Consider the following 19,374-nt stretch of genomic DNA (forward strand, 5'->3'; position numbering starts at 1 on the left):
CTCCCTCGGATGCCGGTGGGTCGCGGACGGGGTCAGTCGGTTTCCTGCGCGCGGGCCTTGGTCGCGTACATCCCCCAGTGCTGGGGGGTGAGGGCCAGGTCCTGCAGGGTGCTCTGGACGAACATGCGCTCCCAGCCGCCGCCGCCCTTCTCCTCGGGGATCCACTGCTTGGTGAAGACCTCACGGGCCGCCTCGTCCGTTCGGGCGCGCAGGCCCATGAGGTTGTAGTACGAGGCCGGCGACTTGAGGTGGATGAACCAGTGGATGCGGTCGGACAGCCCGAAGGCCTCCTCGTAGAGGAAGATCGAACCGTGGTCGCCGAGCGTGCGGTTCCAGTTCTCCGTGAGCGCGCGGGCGAACTGGCGCCCCTCGGCGCGGAATTCGTACTTGAGCTCGCCGGTGCGGTGCATGAGCAGGCCGCAGGTGGTCGAGTTGAGGGTCTGCTCGGGCAGCTGGGGTGCCTGGTGCTGCGCGGTGGGCACGGCGAGCTTCGCGAGCTCGCCCTCCTCGCCCTCGACCAGCGTCTCGGGCACCTGGTCCGAGGTGCCGTACATGCCGAAGCTCTGCGGGATGAGCACGGTCTCCCGCAGCGCTCCGTCGAGGAACATACGGTCCCAGGAGCCGCCGCCCTTCTCCTCGGCGATGCGGTTGCGGAACATGACCTCGCGCCAGCCCTCGTCCTGGGTGCCCATCTGGACGAGGGTCTCGTAGGCGTCGAGGGAGGCCATGTGGAGGAGCCAGTGCAGGCGGTCCTTGGTTCCGAAGGTCTCCTCGTAGACGAAGACCGAGGCGATGCCGACGTACTTCGTGTTGATGTACTCGGAGAGGTCGCGGGCGAACTGGCGCCCCTCGTTGCGGAATTCGGCCCGCAGCTGACCGGTGCGCTCGACGATGATTCCGGAGTTGCCCGAATGCAGGATTTCGGTGGCCGGCAGGGAGGTCTGCTGCCTTGCCACCGGCAGCACGAACGGGTCGGGGAAATCAGGCATCACGGCACTCCGATCAAAGGGATGCTGGCAGGGGATGGCGCGGATTCGCGCTGATGCGCCGATGTTCCGGCGTAGGACTCTTCTTCCGGCGCATGAATGTTCTGGCGACGAACAGAAGGTAACTCCGCCACGCGTGCGGGAGCAGCTCACTATTGAGCGAGTACGGAAAGGCGTTCGCCCAGGATGTCGGCGGCGCCCTTCATGAGATACGCGGCGATGGCGTCGACATCGCGGTGGCGCCAGTCCTCCAGGCCGGTGTCCCGGACGCAGCGGTTGAAGGCGCCGATCGCGGGCCCGGTGTGGATCTGGAAGTTGACGCGTTCGGCGGCCTCGCCGGCCAGCGCGGCACGGGTGGAATGAGCGAAGTACCAGCGGAAGACGAGGGCCATGCGCTGTTTGGGGCTGCGTTCGGCCTGCTCGACCAGGTGAGAGCGGCCGGTGTCCAGGTAGTGGCGGCGGGTCAGCTCCCAGACCTCGTCCAGGCCGCGCCGGAAGCAGGACTCCTCGATGCTGCGGCGGACGCCGGGGTCGAGGGCCTCCACGCTCTCCGCCTGCTGGTACAGCTTGCGGAGCTTGTTGCCCCGCGCGGCGAACAGCGTGCCCTTGCGCAGGACCTGGACCTGGGCGCCCAGCTCGAACATGTCGCCCGCGGGGGCGTAGGCCACGTCCTGCACGTCCGCGGCCGCGAGCATGTCCTTCACCAGGTCGGAGGTCCCGGCCTGGACCGAGCACTGGTTGACCGAGCCGGTGAGGGCGAAGTCCGCGCCGAGGACGAAGGCGGCGGCCAGGCTCTCCGGGCTGCCGAGCCCGCCCGCGGCGCCCACGCGTACGTCCCGGGCGGCCGGGTGCTCCGCGGCGACGGTGCGGCGCAGGCGGAGCATGGCGGGGAGCAGGACCTGGGCGACGCCGCCGTCGGTGTGGCCGCCCGAATCAGCCTCGACGCACAGGTCACTGGCCATGGGCAGCTCCCCGGCGGCCTCGGCCTCCTGTGGGGTGAGCGCGCCCTCGTCGACCAGCCTGCGCAGTACGGGTTCGGGAGCGGGCCGCAGGAACGCCTCGGCCACCTCGGGCCGTGACACCTTGGCGATCACCCGCCGCGGGGTGACGGCGCGCCCCTGCCGGTCCCGGTGCGCGCCGCTCAGCCGATAGCGCACCAGCGCGGGGGTGAGCTGGGTGAAGCCGGCCGCCTCGACGAGCCGCACGTCGTGCTGCAGGTACAGCCGTACGGTGGCCTCCTCGCGCCCCGGGTCGTCCAGCGCGTGCAGCAGGTTCATCCCGAACGGTCCATGGGGCCCGAGCTCGCGGCCCAGCAGCCGCAACGCCTCGGCCACCCGCTCGAGCCGCAGCCCGCCGGCCCCGAAGCACCCGAGCATCCCGGCGCCCGCCATCCGCAGGACGAGGTCGGTGGAGGCCACGCCCTTGTACATGGACCCGGCGACGTAGGCGAACCGCACCCCGTACTCCTCCCTGAACGCCGCGGATCCGAGCCGCTCGGGAAGGATGCGCGGGGTGGAGGCGGGGAGGACGGGGGTGCGCTCCGCGGCCGGCCTCGGAGCGGCGGGGGCGGGCGGCGCGGCGGCCCTCGCGGTACGCGGTTCCGCGGCCCCGGCAGCTCCCCGGCCGCGTGCCCCCGCCACGCCCGGGCCCGCGGTTCCCGGACGTGCGGTCCGGACTGCCTCCCGGCCGGCGGGCCGCGCCGGCTCCGGGGCCACCGCCGCTTCCGCCGCCGGCCCCGAAGCCTCCGGCCGGGCCTCCCGGTCCTCGCGGGACGAGGCCCACAGGCCCGTGAGGACCGTTCCCGGGCCGAGCTCGGTCAGCTCGTGGACTCCGTGGGCACGGAGGTAGCCCATCACCTCGCGCCAGCGGACCGAGCTGTGGATCTGGGCGGAGAGCAGCTCGCGTACGGACGCGCCGTCGGCGGGGTAGGGGCGGGCCGTCACGTTGGCGATGACAGGGATGCGCGGGGCCGCGAACGGCACCTCGCGCAGGAACGCGGCGAACTCCTCGGCCGCCGGGGCCATGTAGCGGGAGTGGAAGGCGGCGCTGACGCCCAGCGGTACGCAGCGGGCCACCTTGCGCTCCTTGAGCACCTTCGCGAACGCCCTCAGGGAGTCGACCGGCCCCGAGAGCACCAGCTGCTCGGGCCCGTTGTAGTTGGCGACGTCGATGTCCGTGGCCCCCGCCTCGGAGAGCAGGTCCGGCACCTCGACCGCCCGCGGCCCGACCACAGCCGTCATACCGCCGCCCCCGGCCCGCCCCATCAGCTCACCTCGCCGGGCGACGAGCCGGAGCCCGGTGGCGAAGTCGTAGCACCCGGCGGCGAGCAGCGCGTTGTACTCACCGAGGCTGTGTCCGGCCAGGCAGGCGGGGGCCGCCCCCTGTGACCGCGCCTCGAGCCACGACAGCGCGTTCACCACGTACAGCGCGGGCTGCAGGTACCGCGTGAGCCCGAGCCGCCGCTCCGGATCGGTCAGGCACAGCTCCCGTACGGAGAAGCCGAGGATGTCCTCGGCCTCGTCGACCAGCCCCGGGTGCCGCTCGAACAGCGCGGCGCCCATCCCCTTGTGCTGCGCGCCCTGGCCCGGGAAGACCCATGCCCCGCCCGTCACGACGGCCCCGCCGAGCGGAGCCTCCTGCACCGCGGTCATCGCCGGGCCTCCCAGGGAAGTCGCTGATGCCGCGCGAAGTCCTGCAGCCGCCCGCGCACGCCTTCCGAGGTGATCAGCCGGGCGAACTCCTCGACCGCGGCCTCCTCGTGCGCGTCGGTGAGGAACCACTGCCGGCGGTAGTACCGCTTGAGATCACCCAGGGTGGCCCCGTCCAGCTTCGAACTGCGGAAGGCCAGCCGCCGCACCAACGGCTCCGGGTCTTCGGCCACTTCGTCGACCAGGTGGAACGAGGCCGCACGCAGCGCGTCCACCGGCTGGGTGCTCAGCGTCATGGCGTACGCCTTCTGGAATCCGGTCCTGCGGATGAGGAACGGCGCCACGCAGCACGGCAGCAGCCCCCACAGCGCTTCCGGCAGACTGAACCGGCTGCGTTCGGTCGCGTAGACGAAGTCGGCGGCCGCGACGAGGCCCACTCCCCCGCCCGCGGCCTGCCCGTCGACCTTGGCCACCACGATCCGCGGGATGGTCGTGAAGCGTCTGAGCAGCCCGAGGAAGCGCTCGGCGCCCTCGCGCGCCGACGCGTCGTCGGGGAGTTCGGAGCCTCCGGCGTCGACGAGGTCCATCCCGGTGGAGAACACACCGCCGCTGCCCTCGACGACGACGAGCCGGCAGTCGTCGCTCGCCTCGGCGAGATCGAGCGCCTCGTGGAGCTCGGCGATCATCGTCGGGTCGATGCTGTTGCTGCGTTCGGGCCGGTGCAGCGCGACCCGCAGGATTCCCGGTTCGCGCGCGAGGCGCAGCGCCCGGAAGCCGACGGCCCCGGGGCCCTGACCGCTCGGTGACATGGTCAACTCCATCGGTAGCTGCGGTGGAAGCCTTCGATCCGGTCGAGCACGAGGAGCCCCCGGCCCTCGAGCGCCCCGTCGTAGACCTCCCGGTACGGGGCGTGGTCGAAGACCTGGTCGCGCACCCCCGCCATGGCGAGCCGGGTGTGGCCGGCGAGGGTCTCGTACTGCCCGAAGGTGAGCGGCAGCCGTGCGTCGAGGGCCGCTCCGGTCTTCGCCTCGGCGAGCCGCTCCTGCGCCCGGTGCGTGACGACCCCGCTGAAGAACTCGGAGGTGCATCCGGAGCCGTACGAGAAGAGGCCGACCCTGCGCGGCACGGTGAAGTCACCGTGGTCGATGAGCGAGCACAGGGCGACGTAGAGACCTGCGGAATAGGTGTTGCCCATGCGGGCGCACCACTCCAGCGAGGGCGCGAGACGTCGTGTGAAGTCCTCTTCGATCAGGGCCGGAGCCGACTTGGTGACCTTGCGCAGAAGTTGGCGGTGGGCTCCCTTGACCATGCCCGCGAAGGGGGTGTGGAAGGCCAGGAAATCGAAGGTGGTCAGCAGGTCCGCCCCCTCGACCCGCTCCCGGTAGTCGGCGAACGTGGACTCCAGGCACTCCAGATAGGCCAGCAGCGACACGTCGGAGTCGCCCGCGGCGAGGTCGGCGCGCGGGCGGCAGGTGTCCATCACCTCGAAGCTGTGCAGACCCACCGCGCCGTGGTCGAGTGCGAGCACGGCGGGATCGTCACCGAGCAGCATGGCCACGGCCCCGGCTCCGTGCGAGGGCTCCCAGTACGGCATGTCCGTGACCTCGCCACCGGCGTCGGCGGCGATCACCAGCGCCTTGGCGCCGGGGGCGGCCGAGGACGCGAGCAGGCCGAGCCCGGTGCGCAGGGCCGCGGTGCCGCCGTAGCAGGCGTGCTTGACCTCGAAGGACCGGCAGCGCTTGGACAGGCCGAGCTGTTCGTGCACGTACGCGCTCAGCGGTTTGCCGAAGTCGAGGCCGGACTCCGTGCCCACGACGACCGCCTCGATGCTGTCGCGCTCCTGTGGCGTGAGCGCGTCCACCAGCGGCTTGGCCGCGTTGACGGCGTTGGTGACGGGGTCCTCGCAGGGCAGGTTCACCGACTTCTGGCGCATCATCAGGTTGGCGAACCTGGCGGTGTCGAGGCCGCGCGCCTCGAACAGCGTCCGCGCGTCGAGCACCGCCCGCCCGGTGTAGACGTTGAGGGCCTCGATCCCGGCGCTCACGGCGCGGTCTCCTCGGCCTTCGCGGTCCGGTGCACCGGCACCCACAGGGTGTCCCGCTGGCTGCCCTCGATGAGGGTGTGGTGCCAGACGGCTCCTCCGGCGGCCTCCGGAAGTCGCTGCGAGTCGCGCAGGGCGCGCAGCCCCTTGTCGTCGCGCTCCATCGCGAGCAGCCGGTGGTACGAGTCGAGCGACGTGGCGTGCAGAAGGAGGTGCAGGGTGTCCTGGTGGCCCCACATCTCCTCGTACAGGAAGGCCGTCAGCCGGCCCTCCAGTGCCTGGTTGACGTAGCCGCACCACTCGAAGGCGAAGACCCGGGCCTCCTCGCGCAGCGCGTACGGCACCCGGAAGGTGCGGTGCACGGTCAGTGCGGAGTTGACCGAGTGGAGGAGCCGCTCGGGAGGGAGTGCCGTCTGGTGCAGGGCGGCGGGCTGGAAGGTGTCGCCGGAGTGCTCGTGGTCCTCGTCGTGGTCCGTGTCGTCGTGGGCGCTCAGACCGTGCTGGGGACAGATGATCGTCTCGGACATGCTGCCCTCGACGAACATCCGCTCCCAGTTGCCGCCCCCCTTGCGCGGCAGGCGGTTGCGCTGCGAGACATCGCGCCAGGTGTCGCTGTGGTCGACCATGTCGAGCATGCGGGCGTAGTCATCGGGGCGCTTGAGGTGGAGCAGCCAGTGCAGGCGGTTGTGGGTGCCGAAGAGCTCCTCGAAGTGGAAGATGGAGATGTAACCGGCCTGCTTGGAGTTGATCAGCTCCACGAGTTCCGAGGAGAACTCGAGTCCCTCGTCGCGGAATTCGTATTTCAGCTGCCCCACACGGTGGATGAGGATTCCCGCGTTCGCCGAGTTCAGGAGTTGCTCCTCCGGGACGGAGGTCTGGTCCCTGGGCGGCCTGAAGGCGGCGGGAAGGCCTCCCGTGCCAGGTATTTCGGTTTCCGGAGATACGGACATACTCACTCCCAGGTCTCGGGGTTCACAGTTCCACGGCACCGGCTTCCGGCCGCGGGCGGAACAGGCCGATGAAAGGGCCGGCGCGGTCACGTGCACGGTCTGGTGCGGTCACGCTAAAGGCGCGCGGCCGCCGCTTCTGCTCATTTCTGCGCGGCCCCGGCCCGCCGGTCCGCGCCCGGCCCGTCGTTCGCGGCGGGTGCCCCCTCCACCGGAACGGCCTCCCGGGACCAGGTCATCAGCCGTTCCTCACGCAGCCGCTCCTCGGCCCCGTGCTCCACCCTCCGCATGGACCAGCGCAGCAGCGGAGGCGCCATGACCGAGGTGCAGACCGCGATGAGGACGATGACCGTGTACATGGCGTTGCTCAGGACGCCGAGCCGGACGCCCGCGGTGGCGACGACCACTTCCACCACCCCGCGGGCGTTCATGCCCGCCCCGATGGCAAGCCCTTCCCAGTGCGACATCCGGCTCAACCGCGCGCCCAGGTAGGCGCCCGCGAACTTGCCCACCACCGCGACCAGCAGGGTCGCCCCACCGAAGAGGAGTACCTGCCGGTCCACCAACGCGGTCAGGTCGATCCGCAGCCCGGCGAGGGCGAGGAAGAGCGGCGCGAGCACCCCGAGCACGATGGTGCGCAGCGGCGCGAGGCGGGCCGGGTCCACCACGCCGGGCCTTCCGACCAGCACGCCCACGAGGAACGCCCCGAGCAGCGGCTCCAGCTCCAGGGCCTGACTGGCCGCGGCGCACACCAGGACCAGCGCGACCACCACGGCCGCGGTCGGCGTGGCCTCCGGGGAGCGCGCGGTACGGCGCAGCAGCGCCGAGATCACCGGCCGGCCGAGGACCAGCACCACCAGCGTGAAGCCGACGAGGGCGACGAGGGAGAGGGCCACGGAGCCGGCCCGCAGACCGCCGACCGACATGGCGGAGACCACCGACAGCATGAACCAGGCGGCGCAGTCGTCGAACGCGGCCGAGGCCAGAGTCAGCTGGCCGACGTCCCGGTGGAGCAGCTTCATGTCGGAGAGCGTCTTGGCGATGACGGGTATGGCGCTCACGGAGAGGGCGACACCCAGGAAGAGAGCGAAGGTCATGCGGTCGACCCGATCGGTCAGGAGCTCCTGAGGCATCAGGAATCCGGCGCCCACCCCGAGGCCGAGCGGCACCAGCAGACCGGTCAGCCCGATGCTCGCGACCCGGGCCCGGCGCCGCCGCAGCAACCCCGTGTCCAGGTGCGCGCCGGCGACGGCGACCAGAAGCAGGACCCCCAGCTGCCCCACCGCGTCCAGGAGATGCATCTGCTCCGCGTCGACGGGCAGCAGCGCCCCGGCGACGGAGGGCGCGAGAGCGCCGAGGACGGTGGGACCGAGCAGGACACCGGTGAGCAGCTCACCGACCACGGCCGGCAGACCGCAGCGCAGCGCGAGCCGCCCGAGTGCCAGCGCGGTCACCAGGAGAAGCGCCAACTGCACGAGAAACAGCAGCAGTTGATGCGAGCTCAGCGGCGGTGGAGCGACGAGCGCAAGACTCATGACTGTCTCTTCTCCCGTTCGACACCCGCGGCCCTCACGGAGGGGGAAGCGAGCGGTGGGCAAGGGTCAGCGGAGCATGTCCCGTCCGGCGGTCCACCACCAGCCAAAAGTGAGCAGCCCCGCCACCTCCGACCGCCCTGCCCCGCCGCCTCCGACCGCCCCGCCCCTCCACCTCCGACCGCCCCGCCCCGCCGTCTCCGACCGCCCCGCCCCTCCGCCGTGAGCCCGTGCCGGGCGGTGCTCAATTTGGAGCAGACGTCTGGGTGGCGAGGGCCGGACCATCGAGCACCCGAACAGCGCTCGAACGTTCATCGCGCCCGGAACCGGTCGTGCGCCTCATGCCGGCGCCACCGCCCGGCCCGCCACCGAGCACGGCCCGTGTGGACCGGCCCGACGGGTCTGCCACCGATTGGAGACACAGATGACGCAGTCCCCGCAGAGCGCCGAAGAACCCCCTGTCCTGCCCACGGGCCCCCGTGTCGATCCGTATCCGATGTACGCCGAGATGCGTGAGCGGAGCGTGGTCCAGCAGATCAGGGAGCCCAACGGCCTGGAGCGCTGGCTGATCCTCACCTATGAGCAGGCGCGCGACGCGTTCACCGACGAGCGGCTCTCCAAGGACCCCAAGCGGGCCTACGAGAAGCTCCGCAGCGCCGGATACGTCACCAGCGACAAGGACGACAAGGCCGACTACCTCTACCACCTGCTCAACACCGACCCGCCGGACCACACCCGGCTGCGCCGCCTGGTCGGCAAGGCCTTCACCATGCGCCGGGTGGAGGAACTGCGGCCGCGGGTCGAGGAGATCGCCGACGAGCTCATCGACAGGATCGTGGAACGCGGCGAGGCGGACCTGGTGGAGGACTTCTCCCACCCCCTGTCCGTCGCGGTCATCTGCGACATGCTCGGGGTCCCGCCGGAGCGCCGCAGCGACTTCCGGCTGTGGGCCACCGCGATGCTGACCGCGCCCGACCAGGTGGACGAGAACACCATGGGCCCGCAGGAGGGCTACGCCCTGATGCGGCGGTTCTTCACCGAGCTGCTCGCCGAGAAGCGCGCCGCACTCGGTGATCCGGACAACGCCGCGGACCAGCCGGACGTGCTCAGCGGACTGATCGCGGCCCGCGACGCGGAGGACCGGCTGTCCGAGACCGAGCTGATCTCCACCGCGATGCTGCTGCTCAGCGCCGGCCAGGAACCCACCGTCAACCTGATCAACAACGGGATGCTCGCGCTGTTCACGCATCCGGATCAGATGGAGCTGCTCAAGGACAAGCCGGAGCTGCTGCCGACGGCCGTGGACGAGTTCCTGCGCTTCGACCCCCCGGTGGAGCTGTCCACGATGCGGGTCGCGGTCGAGGACATCGAGATCGCCGGAACGATCGTGCCCGCGGGTTCGGTGGTCACCGCGGCCATCGCCTCGGCACACCGTGACGGTGCGGAGTTCGACCGGCCCGACGAGCTCGATGTGGCGCGCACCCACAACCCCCACCTGGCCTTCGGCCACGGCATCCACCACTGCGTCGGTGCGCCGCTCGCCCGCCTCGAGGGCCAGGTCGCCGTGGGCGCGCTGCTCCGCCGGCTGCCGGACATCGCGCTCGGCTGCCCCGCCGAGGAGCTGAGCTGGCGCCCGACCCGGATCATGCGCGGCCTCACCGCCCTGCCCGTGTCGTTCACTCCCCGGACCTGAGCCCGCATCCCCCGCCGTGCACACGGCTTCCCAGACCTACGGCGGCGCGTACCGACGGTCCCACGCCCGGACGAACCGCCGAACCACTACGGAGGAGCTCCACTCATGACCAGGAACCCAGAATTCAACCGCCGCCGCGTCCTGCAGTTCGGCGCCGCCGTCGGTGCCGTCATGGGCACCGGCGCGCTGGCGAGCTGCGGCCGCTCGGACGACGCGAAGAGCAGCAGCGCGAAGACCACCTCCCTGCTGCGCGTCGCCGCGGCGGACGCCACCAACAGCAGCGGCCTCGACCCGCGCTCCAGCAGCATCGGCGCCAGCCTCATCGCCCTGCGCCATGTCTACGACTCGCTCATGGTCCTCAAGGACGGCCGCTACGCCTACGGCCTCGCCGAGTCCGTCGAGCCGAACGGCGACGCCACCCGCTGGACCGTACGGCTGCGCAAGAACGCCACCTTCCACGACGGCCGCCCGGTACGGGCCGCCGACGTCGCGTACAGCATCAAGACCCTCGCCACCCCGCCGAGCAACCGCGCGTCGGTCTATGCCGACGTCGACACCGACGCCATCAAGGTGGTGGACGAGCACACCGTGGAGATACCGCTCAAGCGTCCCCGGGGCGACTTCAAGGAGAGCTCGCTCGTGGTGTTCTCCGTGGTCTTCCCGGACGGGACCAAGGACTTCGCCAAAGCGATCGGCTCGGGCCCCTACAAGCTGAGCACCAGCGACGAGCGCACCGTGCGGCTGGTCGCCAACCCGGACTACTGGGGCACCAAGCCCACCATCCAGACCCTGGAGATCACCCGGATCGCCGACCCCACGGCCCGGCTCAACGCCGTCAAGAGCGGCCAGGTCGACTACGCCGTGGGCATCGGCGCGGCCTCGGCACGCGCCGAGCGCGCCAACCAGGCGCTGAGCATCGTGCGCACCGGCGTGGCCAACGCCAACGGCCTGTCCTTCGCCATGAACCAGCGGCTCGCCCCCTTCGACGACCCGCGGGTGCGGCGTGCGGTGCGGCTCTCCGTGGACCGTGAGGCGCTGGTCGCCAAGTCGCTGCTCGGGCTCGGGACGCCCGCGGACGACGTCATCGGCAAGGACCTGCCGGGATACGCGCCCGGCCTCGCGCCGCGCAAGCGCGATGTGGCCGAGGCGCGCCGCCTGTTCAAGAAGGCGGGGGTGAGCGAACTGACGCTGCGCACCTCCGAGATCGTGCCCGGCATGCTCAGCGCGAGCCGGCTGTTCGCCCAGCAGCTCGCCGAGGCCGGCGTGAAGCTGACTCTCGACGAGGTGCCCGCCGATTCGTACTACGCGGACCTCAAGTCCCTGGCCACGCACCCCTTCCAGGCCTTCTACTACATCAACCGTCCCGCCTCGGTGCACCTGGCGACGGTCACCCACCAGAAGGCCCCGTTCAACGTCACCGGCACCGGCAAGGACTGGTGGCGCCGGCTCGCGATCGCCCAGACCACCACCGACGACGACGCCCGCGCGAAGGCCTTCGACGCTCTGCAGCAGGAGTTCTACGACAACGGCGGCGACGTCCTCTGGGGATTCCAGGAGCAGCCGGACGCCGCGCGCAAGGGCATCGAGGGTGTGTACGTCAACCAGTCGGCGGCCATGTTCGACCGCGCCACGATCTCATGACCATCGCCCGGTTCGCGGTGCGGCGGCTGCTCGCGGCCTGCGCGTTGTTCCTCGCCGTCTCGTTCCTGCTGTTCGCCGGTTCGGAGGTGCTGCCGGGTGATGCCGCCGCCGCGGCGCTCGGCACGAGCACCACCCCTGAGCAGGTCGAGGCTCTGCGCGCCGAGTGGCGCCTCGACCGGCCCTGGGCGCTGCGGTGGGCCGAGTGGCTCCTCGCGGCGGTCCAGGGGGACCTGGGCACCAGTATGTTCAGCCGGCAGCCGGTCGCCGAGCTGGTGTCCGAGCCGTTCATGGAGACGGCCCTGCTCGTCCTCCTCTCGGCGGCGATCGCCGTGCCCCTGGCGCTCGTCCTCGGCACGCTCTCCGGACTGCGGCCCGGCTCGCGGACCGACCGGATGCTCTCGGGCACCTCGGTGACGCTGGTGTCCATCCCGCAGTTCGTGACCGCGAGCCTGCTGGCCCTGGTGTTCAGCTCCATGCTCGGCCTGCTGCCGTCGGTGGTGATGCCGCCGATCGGCGGCCGGGTCTGGGACCGGCCGGAGGGCCTCATCCTGCCCGTCGCGGCGCTCTCGGTCTTCGCCATCGCCTGGGCGGCCCGCCTGGTGCGCTCCACCGTGATGGACGCCGACTCCCTCCCCTCGGTGGAAGCGGCGCGCCTGGCCGGGCTGCCGGAGAGCGTCGTCCTGCGCAGGCATCTGCTGCCGGCCGTGGTGCCGCCGTGCGCCCATGCGTTCGCCTGGCTCGTCAGCGGCCTGTTCGGGGGTACGGCCGTGGTGGAGCAGGTGTTCTCGTATCCCGGGCTCTCCGGGGTGCTCGTCGGTGCGGTGCGCCACCACGACACCCCGGTGCTCGAAGGGGTCGGCCTGCTCCTCGCCGGCGTCATCATCCTGGCTCTGGCCACGGCCGACGTCATCGCTCTGCTCGCCACGCCCAGACTGAGGACGGCCGCGGTATGAAGTCTTCCCTGCAGGACAGCCCGGGGACGCTCCCCCGCACACCCGACGAACGCCCCGGGACGCGGTCCCGTACGCCCCGCGAGGGCCCGGCTCCCCGTCCCCGTACGTCACTGCGCCGCGTCCTGGCCGCCTTCGGCGTGCTGCCCGGCCTCCTCGTCGCCCTGGTGGCGGTGGCCGGCCCGTGGGTCGTCGGGCCCGACCCCGAGCGGATCATCGCCGAACCGTACGCGGCCGCGCGGGCCGGTCTGCTGCTCGGCGCCGACGAGTCCGGCCGTGATGTGGCGGCCCGGCTGCTGGCGGGCGGCCGTGAGCTGGTCCTCGTACCGGTGATCGCGACCCTGCTCACCGCTGTGCTCGGTACGCTGCTCGGCATGCTCGCGGGGTATCTCGGGGGCCGCCTGGAGACGGCGATCGGCCAGCTCAACACCTTGTTCCTGGCGCTGCCTCCGGTCCTCGTCCTCCTTGTGCTCCTCAACGGCTGGGGCAACTCGCCCCTCACCCTGATCACGGTCGTGGCCGTGGTCGGCGTCCCGTTCGTGGCCCGGGTGGCGGCTGCCTCGACCGCCCAGGTCAGACAGAACTCGTACGTCGAACAGGCCGTCGGGCTCGGTGAGAGCACCGCGTCCGTACTGCTGCGGGATGTGCTGCCCAACATCGTGCGGCCCGTGCTCGCGGACGCCGGCACCCGTCTCGCGATCGCCATCACCCTGACCGCGTCGGCGGGCTTCCTCGGGTTCGGCAGCGCGGCTCCCCACTGGGGGGCGATGATCAGCCAGAACATGCAGGGGATCTCGCTGAACCCCTGGGGTGTGCTGGCTCCCGCTGTCCTCCTGAGTGCGCTGACCGTCTCGGCCAACCGCCTCCTGGACCGGCTCTCAGCAAGGATCGGACATTGAACAAGACCACGCGTCCCCGCCCTGGGCCCCTCGCCGAACAGGCCGTCGCGACGTCCGCCGGACCGCTTGCCGGACCGTCGGCGGACGGCTCCGGGCTGATCGAGGTGTCCGGGCTCACCATCGCCGCTCCCGGCGGGCCGCCCGTCCTCGACGCCGTCTCCCTCACCGTGCGCCGCGGGGAGAGGGTGTGCGTCGTCGGCGAGTCCGGCTCCGGCAAGACCACTCTCGCGCTCGCCCTGCTCGGCGCCCTGCGACCGGGCCTGCGGGCCACCGCCGGGCAGGTCGTGGTCGACGGCCAGGACGTGCTGGCCCTGCGCGGCGCCGCCCTGCGCCGGCACCGCCGCCGGGTCGTCTCCTACCTCCCCCAGGACCCCGCCACCGCGCTCACCGCCACCCTGCGCGTACGCGGGCAGCTCACCGAGCTGTCCGCCACGTCGTCGACGGCCGAGGTGTCACGCCGCCTCGCCGAGGTCGCGCTGCCCGGTGACGTGCCCTTCCAGCGCCGCTTCCCGCACCAGCTGTCGGGCGGACAGCAGCAGCGGCTCGCCCTGGCACGCAGCACCTCCTCGATGCCCGACGTCCTCGTCCTCGACGAACCGACCACGGGGCTCGACGTCCATGCCCAACGGGCGGTCATGGAACAGATCGACCGCCTGGCCCGCGCGCGCGACCTGGCTCTCGTCCTCATCACCCATGACCTGTCGGTGGCGGGAACCGCCGACCGCCTCGTCGTGATGCGCCGGGGCCGGATCGTGGAACAGGGCCCCCTGCCCGGCACCCTGGACCAGCCGGCAGCCGCCTACACCCGCGAACTGATCCGGGCGACGCCGTCCCTGGAGGGCGCCACCCGCGCACGTGCGGCGCTCCGCCCCCCTGCCCCGGAATCCACCACGCCCCTGTTGCGGGTGACCGGCCTGAGCGCGGGGCACGGGCGCGGCAAGCAGCGCCGCCAGGTGGTGTCCGGCGTCTCCTTCGAGGTCCACCGCGGCGAATCCGTGGCGCTGCTCGGGGTCTCCGGCAGCGGCAAGAGCACCATCGCCCGCTGTCTCATCGGCGCCCATGTCCCCGACACGGGCACGGTGTCACTCGAGGGCGAGGTGCTGCCGACGGCGCTGCGGGGCCGCTCGCCGGAACTGCGCCGGCGGATCCAGTTGGTGCCCCAGGACTCCAGCGGCTCCCTCAACCCCCGCCGTACGGTGGGCAGTACGCTCCTGCGCCCGTTGCGTCATCTGCTCGGCATGGAGCCCTCGGCGGCAGCCGAGCGGATGAAGGAGCTGCTCACCCAGGTGGAACTCGACCCGGCGCTCGCCGGGCGCCATCCGCACGAGCTGTCCGGCGGTCAGCGGCAGCGGGTCTCGATCGCCCGCGCGCTCGCCGTGAACCCCGAGGTGCTGATCTGCGACGAGATGACGTCGAGTCTGGACGTACGGGTCCAGGCGGCCATTCTCGAACTGCTGACGGGACTGCGCGGGGAACTGGGCCTCAGTGTCGTGCTGATCACCCACGATCTGGGGGTTCTCGCCTCCGCCGCGGACCGTGCGCTCGTCCTCCACGAAGGGCGCACCTGCGAGCAGGGACCGGTGAGCGAGGTGCTGACGTCCCCCCGGCACCCCTGGACACGGTCCTTGGTGACTGCCGCCGGGCAGGATCGCGGCGACCGGACGGAGCCCGGCGCCCCCACCCTGGCCGCAAGCTGACGGCGGGTGACGCGGGATGAATCCTCTTCCCGCGTCACCCGCCGTCGGTCTCCGCACCCGGCCCCGCCCCCCGGCCGGGCCCGTCAGCCCTCCATCTCCACGGCATGCGTCGCGGCGTCCGGGTACGTGAAGCGGGCCAACGCTTCGCACTCCTCGGCCAGCTCCGCGCGGTGCTTCGCCGTCAGGTCCGCGAACAGCCGGACGGTGACCACCGCTTCCTTGCGTGCGACTCGTGCCTCCCAGGTGCCCGCGACCAGCCCGTCGACCAGGAGCGTGGGCTTCACCTGCAGATTCGCCTTGACGTACACGAGGTCCCGGTACTCGGCCGGCAGGATGCGCTCCCGCCGGGTCGGCGCGTACGCGAGCAGGGTGCTGTCGAAAGCCGGGAGCAGGCGTACCGGTGCGGGCACCTCGCCGGGTGTGGTGTCGAGTGCCGCCAGGTCGTACAGAGTGCGGCCCGACTCGTCTTCGTGGAGCCGCAGTTCGTCGCCGAGCTGCTGGAGGACGGGGCGCAGCTGCGTGACCTTCGCGCCCAGCCAGTAGGCCAGGTCGTCGAGGCCCGCAGGCCCGAAGGCCGTCAGGTGCCGGCGCACCAGCGTCCGCCGGGCGGAGTCGGCGTCGGGCGCGTCCGGCGCGAAGGACGGGCGGGGCGCGGCCTTCTGGTGCTGGGGCGTCGTACTCCACGGACGGCCGTCCGCGGGCACCCGCACCAGGTCGCAGGTGGTCCGGACCGGCCGCCACTCCTTGGCGCGCTGCGCCGCCACCTCCTGCTCGTCCAGCACGCCGGGGTTCCCGGCGACCCACTTGTCGAGGAACTCCGCGAGCTCGCCACCGCTACGGGCGACGGCGGCGAACTCCCACAGCGCGGCCCGCAGCCGCACGGCCCCCTCCGGCGCCAACGGCGCCTTGGTCCGGCGCCAGTCGAGCGCGCCGAAGGCTTCGGCGGCGGCGGCGTACTCGGGATGCTGCCGCGCCGTGACCGTGTGCAGGGTGCGGCGCAGAAGCGTTCCGGTGACCAGCCGGCCGTCCCGTAGGGCCCCGTGGAGGTCCTGTGTGCTGAAGTCCGCGAGTCGCGACCACAGGGCGACCGGCACCGCCGCCCAGTTCTGGGACTGGATGGCCCCGATCGCCTCGACGGCGTCGGTGACGGACCGCCGCTCCCATCGGGCGAGGAGCCCCTGCCTGGCGAGCAAGGTGCGATTGAGCTCGCGGTTCGTCACTTTACTTTCGGACACGCCCATCTCCCCAGTCAGACTTCCTGAGCCAGATACGCGAGCATCCTGCGCTCATGAATCACCATGGTGCCATCCCCGTTGAGATCGACGAGGCCCGTGTCCCGGAACGTCTTCAGGAAGAATCCGATACGGGACCTGGTGGTGCCGACCATCAGGCCGAGGTCCTCGTGCGTGATGCATTCCATGACCAGGCCGCGCGCATCCCTGGTGCCCATCTTCCGGGCGAGTTCGAGAAGCGTGACGGCGAGGCGGTTCTCGCACTTCATGGTGGCCATGTTGATGATGACCCGCTGTCGCTCCGCGATCCGCGCGATCAGCCGGAGGCTGAAGTCGTCGAAGACGTCACCGCCCCGCAGCGAGGCGATCAGTCGCGCCTTGGGAATCCTGCGCACCACGCTGGGCTTCATCGCGATCGCCGTATCCGGACGCGGAGTGCCGAGCAGGCCGACTTCGCCGAAGAATTCACCGCGGGAGTGGATCGCGAGCATACATCGCTTACCGCCGCGCGACCACGCCATCGATTTGACCATGCCCCGCACCAGGAAGTAGATGGACTCGTCGTGGTCACCGCAGTTGTAGATGTTGTCGCGCACCGGTACTTGCACATCCGGTGACGCCAGGGCCATATCGAGGAGCACTGATTCCAGCGACCTTTGCGTTGCAGACCCAACCACGTGTGCGACCCGATCCGAACGGGTTCTCGCTACGGACACGGTGCCCCCCAATATCGGCCGATGACTTCTGGCACAAGACATTGAGCCAGCCCGACCTTTAGTCCTGGCGGGGTCTTCCTGTACTCCGCTCCGCGGGCGCGCTCAGCCGAAGTGCCAGCGCGGCCCGTCCGGGCCGTCCTCGATCACGAGTCCCGACTGGCCGAGCCGGTCACGGATGGTGTCCGCGGCGGGCCAGTCCTTGCGGGCCCGGGCCGCCTCGCGCTGCTGGAGGACCAGACGTACGAGAGTGTCGGTCACCCCTTGCGCGCTCCTTCCGGACACCGGCTCGCCGCGGTCGCCCCGGCCCGCCCAGTGCGCGTCGAGCGGGTCGAGCCCGAGGACGCCGAGCATGGCGCGCACCTCGGCGAGGCGGGCCAGGGCGGCTTCCTTGTCGTCGGCCGCGAGCGCGCTGTTGCCCTGCCGGACGGTGGTGTGCACGACGGCGAGCGCCTGGGGCACCCCGAGGTCGTCGTCCATGGCCTCGGCGAACGCGGCCGGCACCCCGGCGGGCGTGACCGGCTGACCGGCGTAATCGGTGGCCCGCTGCACGAAGCCCTCGATCCGCGCGAACGCGGAATCGGCCTCGCGCAGGGCCTCCTCGCTGTACTCGATCATCGACCGGTAGTGCGGGGTGCCGAGGTAGTAGCGCAGCACGATCGGCCGCCATCGCCGCACCATCTCGCTGACGAGCACCGAGTTGCCCAGGGACTTGGACATCTTCTCGTTCGCCATGGTCACCCAGGCGTTGTGCAGCCAGTACTTCGCGAAGTCGTCGCCGTACGCCCTGGCCTGGGCGATCTCGTTCTCGTGGTGCGGGAAGATCAGATCGAGCCCGCCGCCGTGGATGTCGAAGGCGGAGCCGAGGTACTTGTGGGCCATCGCCGAGCACTCCAGGTGCCAGCCGGGACGGCCGCGGCCCCACGGCGTCTCCCAGTCGGGACCGCCTGACCCGGCCGCCTTCCACAACGCGAAATCACGGGGGTCCCGCTTACCCGTCTCCCCGTCGCCGGACGGCTGCCTCAGATGGTCCAGCTCCTGGCGGGACAGGTGCAGATAGCCGTCGTACGAGCGCACGTCGAAGTAGACGTTGCCGTCCGCCTCGTAGGCGTGCCCGCGCTCGATGAGGCCGCGCATCATCTCAACCATCTCGGTGACATGCCCGGTCGCGCGCGGTTCGCACGTGGGCGGCAGACAGCCGAGCGCGTGATAGGCCTCGTTGAACGCCCGCTCGTTCTCGTACCCGATCGACCACCACGGCCGGCCCTGCTCGGCCGCCTTCGCGATGATCTTGTCGTCGATGTCCGTGACGTTCCGGACGAACGTCACCTCATAGCCGCGGTACGTGAACCAGCGGCGCAGGATGTCGAAGTTCAGCCCCGACCTGATGTGCCCGATGTGCGGGGCGGCCTGCACCGTCGCGCCACACAGGTAGACCGAGACGCGGCCCGGCGTGAGCGGGACGAAGTCACGGATCTGCCGGGCGCCGGTGTCGTACAGACGAATGGTCACGCCTTCTCCCATCTCGGCAAGGACTGTGTGACAGCGGTCAGTAGTGCTCTTCGGCGACGACCAGGGACTGCGGCATCGTCACCAGGACGGGGTCGGGTGATTTCCAGGGGAACCCGTGCCGTATCTCGACCTTCCGAGCCGGAACGCCTCCGCTCACATCGATCGCCAAGGCCACCAGCGCCCTCGGCGAGGGCTGCAGCTCGACGAACCGCCACAGTCCGGCCTCGTCACAGGGCGGCGGTCTGAATTCGAGGACGCCCCGCTCCGCGGACAACGTGAAGTCGAACGAGTCGAAGGGCAGGCTCATGCCGAGCCCGCGCGCCTTGGTATACGCCTCTTTCAACGTCCACAGCCGGAGCAGGGCGTACGGCCGGCGTTCCTCCGGCAGTGCGCCGAGCCAGCGCTGCTCACGGTCGGAGAACACTCCCGAGAACAGGTCGAGCCGGCTCCTCGACGTGCGGTCGACCCGTTCGACATCGATGCCGACGCGTCTCCCGTACCCGACGGCGACCGCGTTCACGCCCCGGGTGTGCGAGAGGTTGAAGTCGGGACGCAGACGGGAACGGCGGGCGACGGTGTCCTCACCCTGGAGGAACGGGCGGCCTTTCGCCGTACGCCCGATACTCAGCTCCGCTTCCGGGACGCCGAGTTCGAGACTGAGGATGCGGCGCACAAAAGTATGCGCCACCAGATACTGGTCACGGTCCCGGTCGAAGATGAACCGGCTCGCCGTCTGCCGCTCCCCCTCGTCCAGCCAATGACAGGCGAGCGTCTCCGCAAAGGCCATCGGAAGGTCTTCGTTGCTGCAGACCCACACCTGCACCGCACTCAGCTCCGAGCCGATGGAGCCATATCGAGCTTCGGTCACGAGGATGCCTCCACA

General features: G+C 71.2%; 15 protein-coding genes. 5 read left to right on the top strand and 10 right to left on the bottom strand.

The window, feature by feature from the left end:
- Positions 1-32 precede the first annotated feature (32 nt).
- From ABZ564_RS05970 to ABZ564_RS05995, 6 genes are all read right to left on the bottom strand, one after another.
- Positions 33-989 (bottom strand): DUF6039 family protein, encoded by a 957-nt coding sequence (locus ABZ564_RS05970; RefSeq protein WP_360850122.1) that lies wholly within the window; start codon positions 987-989, stop codon positions 33-35.
- 149 nt (positions 990-1,138) lie between these two features.
- The gene (fabD, locus tag ABZ564_RS05975; RefSeq protein ID WP_360850125.1) at positions 1,139-3,637 is read right to left on the bottom strand and encodes an ACP S-malonyltransferase; all 2,499 of its coding nucleotides are present in this window, start codon (positions 3,635-3,637) and stop codon (positions 1,139-1,141) included.
- Positions 3,634-4,443: an enoyl-CoA hydratase-related protein gene (locus tag ABZ564_RS05980; RefSeq protein ID WP_360850128.1), complete on the bottom strand. Its 810-nt coding sequence runs from the start codon at positions 4,441-4,443 to the stop codon at positions 3,634-3,636. The genes fabD and ABZ564_RS05980 overlap by 4 nt, the downstream gene beginning before the upstream one ends.
- A 2-nt stretch (positions 4,444-4,445) precedes the next feature.
- A complete protein-coding gene (locus ABZ564_RS05985) occupies positions 4,446-5,678 on the bottom strand; it encodes a hydroxymethylglutaryl-CoA synthase (RefSeq protein ID WP_360850131.1) in 1,233 nt (410 codons plus the stop codon).
- Entirely contained in the window at positions 5,675-6,625 is a 951-nt protein-coding gene (locus ABZ564_RS05990; protein ID WP_360850134.1) for a DUF6039 family protein, read from the bottom strand. The genes ABZ564_RS05985 and ABZ564_RS05990 overlap by 4 nt, the downstream gene beginning before the upstream one ends.
- A 140-nt stretch (positions 6,626-6,765) precedes the next feature.
- Positions 6,766-8,157: a cation:proton antiporter gene (locus tag ABZ564_RS05995; RefSeq protein WP_360850138.1), complete on the bottom strand. Its 1,392-nt coding sequence runs from the start codon at positions 8,155-8,157 to the stop codon at positions 6,766-6,768.
- A 421-nt stretch (positions 8,158-8,578) separates the two neighbouring features.
- Here ABZ564_RS05995 and ABZ564_RS06000 point away from each other — a divergent pair, with 421 nt between their 5' ends.
- The 5 genes from ABZ564_RS06000 (at position 8,579) to ABZ564_RS06020 (ending at position 15,034) form a co-directional block, all read left to right on the top strand.
- Positions 8,579-9,847, top strand: coding sequence for a cytochrome P450 (locus tag ABZ564_RS06000; protein ID WP_360850141.1), 1,269 nt, complete (start codon positions 8,579-8,581; stop codon positions 9,845-9,847).
- Positions 9,848-9,952: 105 nt separating this feature from the next.
- A complete protein-coding gene (locus ABZ564_RS06005) occupies positions 9,953-11,488 on the top strand; it encodes an ABC transporter substrate-binding protein (protein WP_360850144.1) in 1,536 nt (511 codons plus the stop codon).
- On the top strand, positions 11,485-12,441 hold the full coding sequence (locus ABZ564_RS06010) for an ABC transporter permease (RefSeq protein WP_360850147.1): 957 nt from the start codon (positions 11,485-11,487) through the stop codon (positions 12,439-12,441). Before ABZ564_RS06005 ends, ABZ564_RS06010 begins: the two co-directional genes overlap by 4 nt.
- The gene (locus ABZ564_RS06015) at positions 12,438-13,337 is read left to right on the top strand and encodes an ABC transporter permease (RefSeq protein WP_360850150.1); all 900 of its coding nucleotides are present in this window, start codon (positions 12,438-12,440) and stop codon (positions 13,335-13,337) included. The genes ABZ564_RS06010 and ABZ564_RS06015 overlap by 4 nt, the downstream gene beginning before the upstream one ends.
- The gene (locus tag ABZ564_RS06020) at positions 13,334-15,034 is read left to right on the top strand and encodes an ABC transporter ATP-binding protein (protein ID WP_360850153.1); all 1,701 of its coding nucleotides are present in this window, start codon (positions 13,334-13,336) and stop codon (positions 15,032-15,034) included. Before ABZ564_RS06015 ends, ABZ564_RS06020 begins: the two co-directional genes overlap by 4 nt.
- A gap of 83 nt (positions 15,035-15,117) precedes the next feature.
- Here ABZ564_RS06020 and ABZ564_RS06025 read toward each other — a convergent pair whose 3' ends face one another.
- The 4 genes from ABZ564_RS06025 to ABZ564_RS06040 form a co-directional block, all read right to left on the bottom strand.
- A complete protein-coding gene (locus tag ABZ564_RS06025) occupies positions 15,118-16,269 on the bottom strand; it encodes a winged helix DNA-binding domain-containing protein (RefSeq protein ID WP_360850156.1) in 1,152 nt (383 codons plus the stop codon).
- A gap of 14 nt (positions 16,270-16,283) precedes the next feature.
- Positions 16,284-16,907 carry a Crp/Fnr family transcriptional regulator gene (locus ABZ564_RS06030; protein ID WP_360850159.1) on the bottom strand — a complete coding sequence of 208 codons (624 nt, stop codon included), beginning with the start codon at positions 16,905-16,907 and terminating at the stop codon, positions 16,284-16,286.
- 177 nt (positions 16,908-17,084) lie between these two features.
- Positions 17,085-18,491 (bottom strand): cysteine--tRNA ligase, encoded by a 1,407-nt coding sequence (gene cysS / locus ABZ564_RS06035; protein ID WP_360850162.1) that lies wholly within the window; start codon positions 18,489-18,491, stop codon positions 17,085-17,087.
- 37 nt (positions 18,492-18,528) lie between these two features.
- Positions 18,529-19,359: a 4'-phosphopantetheinyl transferase superfamily protein gene (locus ABZ564_RS06040; protein ID WP_360850165.1), complete on the bottom strand. Its 831-nt coding sequence runs from the start codon at positions 19,357-19,359 to the stop codon at positions 18,529-18,531.
- Positions 19,360-19,374 lie beyond the last annotated feature (15 nt).

This window comes from Streptomyces sp. NPDC019224 (genome assembly GCF_040632605.1).
In the GTDB taxonomy this organism is placed as follows: Bacteria; Actinomycetota; Actinomycetes; order Streptomycetales; family Streptomycetaceae; genus Streptomyces.

Excerpts from the sequence above, each read along its gene's own strand:
- ABZ564_RS05980 (WP_360850128.1), bottom strand. The coding sequence starts at position 4,443 with ATGTCACCGAGCGGTCAGGGCCCCGGGGCCGTCGGCTTCCGGGCGCTG.
- ABZ564_RS05995 (WP_360850138.1), bottom strand. The coding sequence starts at position 8,157 with ATGAGTCTTGCGCTCGTCGCTCCACCGCCGCTGAGCTCGCATCAACTG.
- ABZ564_RS06010 (WP_360850147.1), top strand. The coding sequence starts at position 11,485 with ATGACCATCGCCCGGTTCGCGGTGCGGCGGCTGCTCGCGGCCTGCGCG.
- ABZ564_RS05970 (WP_360850122.1), bottom strand. The coding sequence starts at position 989 with ATGCCTGATTTCCCCGACCCGTTCGTGCTGCCGGTGGCAAGGCAGCAG.
- ABZ564_RS06000 (WP_360850141.1), top strand. The coding sequence starts at position 8,579 with ATGACGCAGTCCCCGCAGAGCGCCGAAGAACCCCCTGTCCTGCCCACG.
- ABZ564_RS06005 (WP_360850144.1), top strand. The coding sequence starts at position 9,953 with ATGACCAGGAACCCAGAATTCAACCGCCGCCGCGTCCTGCAGTTCGGC.
- ABZ564_RS05990 (WP_360850134.1), bottom strand. The coding sequence starts at position 6,625 with ATGTCCGTATCTCCGGAAACCGAAATACCTGGCACGGGAGGCCTTCCC.
- fabD (WP_360850125.1), bottom strand. The coding sequence starts at position 3,637 with ATGACCGCGGTGCAGGAGGCTCCGCTCGGCGGGGCCGTCGTGACGGGC.
- ABZ564_RS06015 (WP_360850150.1), top strand. The coding sequence starts at position 12,438 with ATGAAGTCTTCCCTGCAGGACAGCCCGGGGACGCTCCCCCGCACACCC.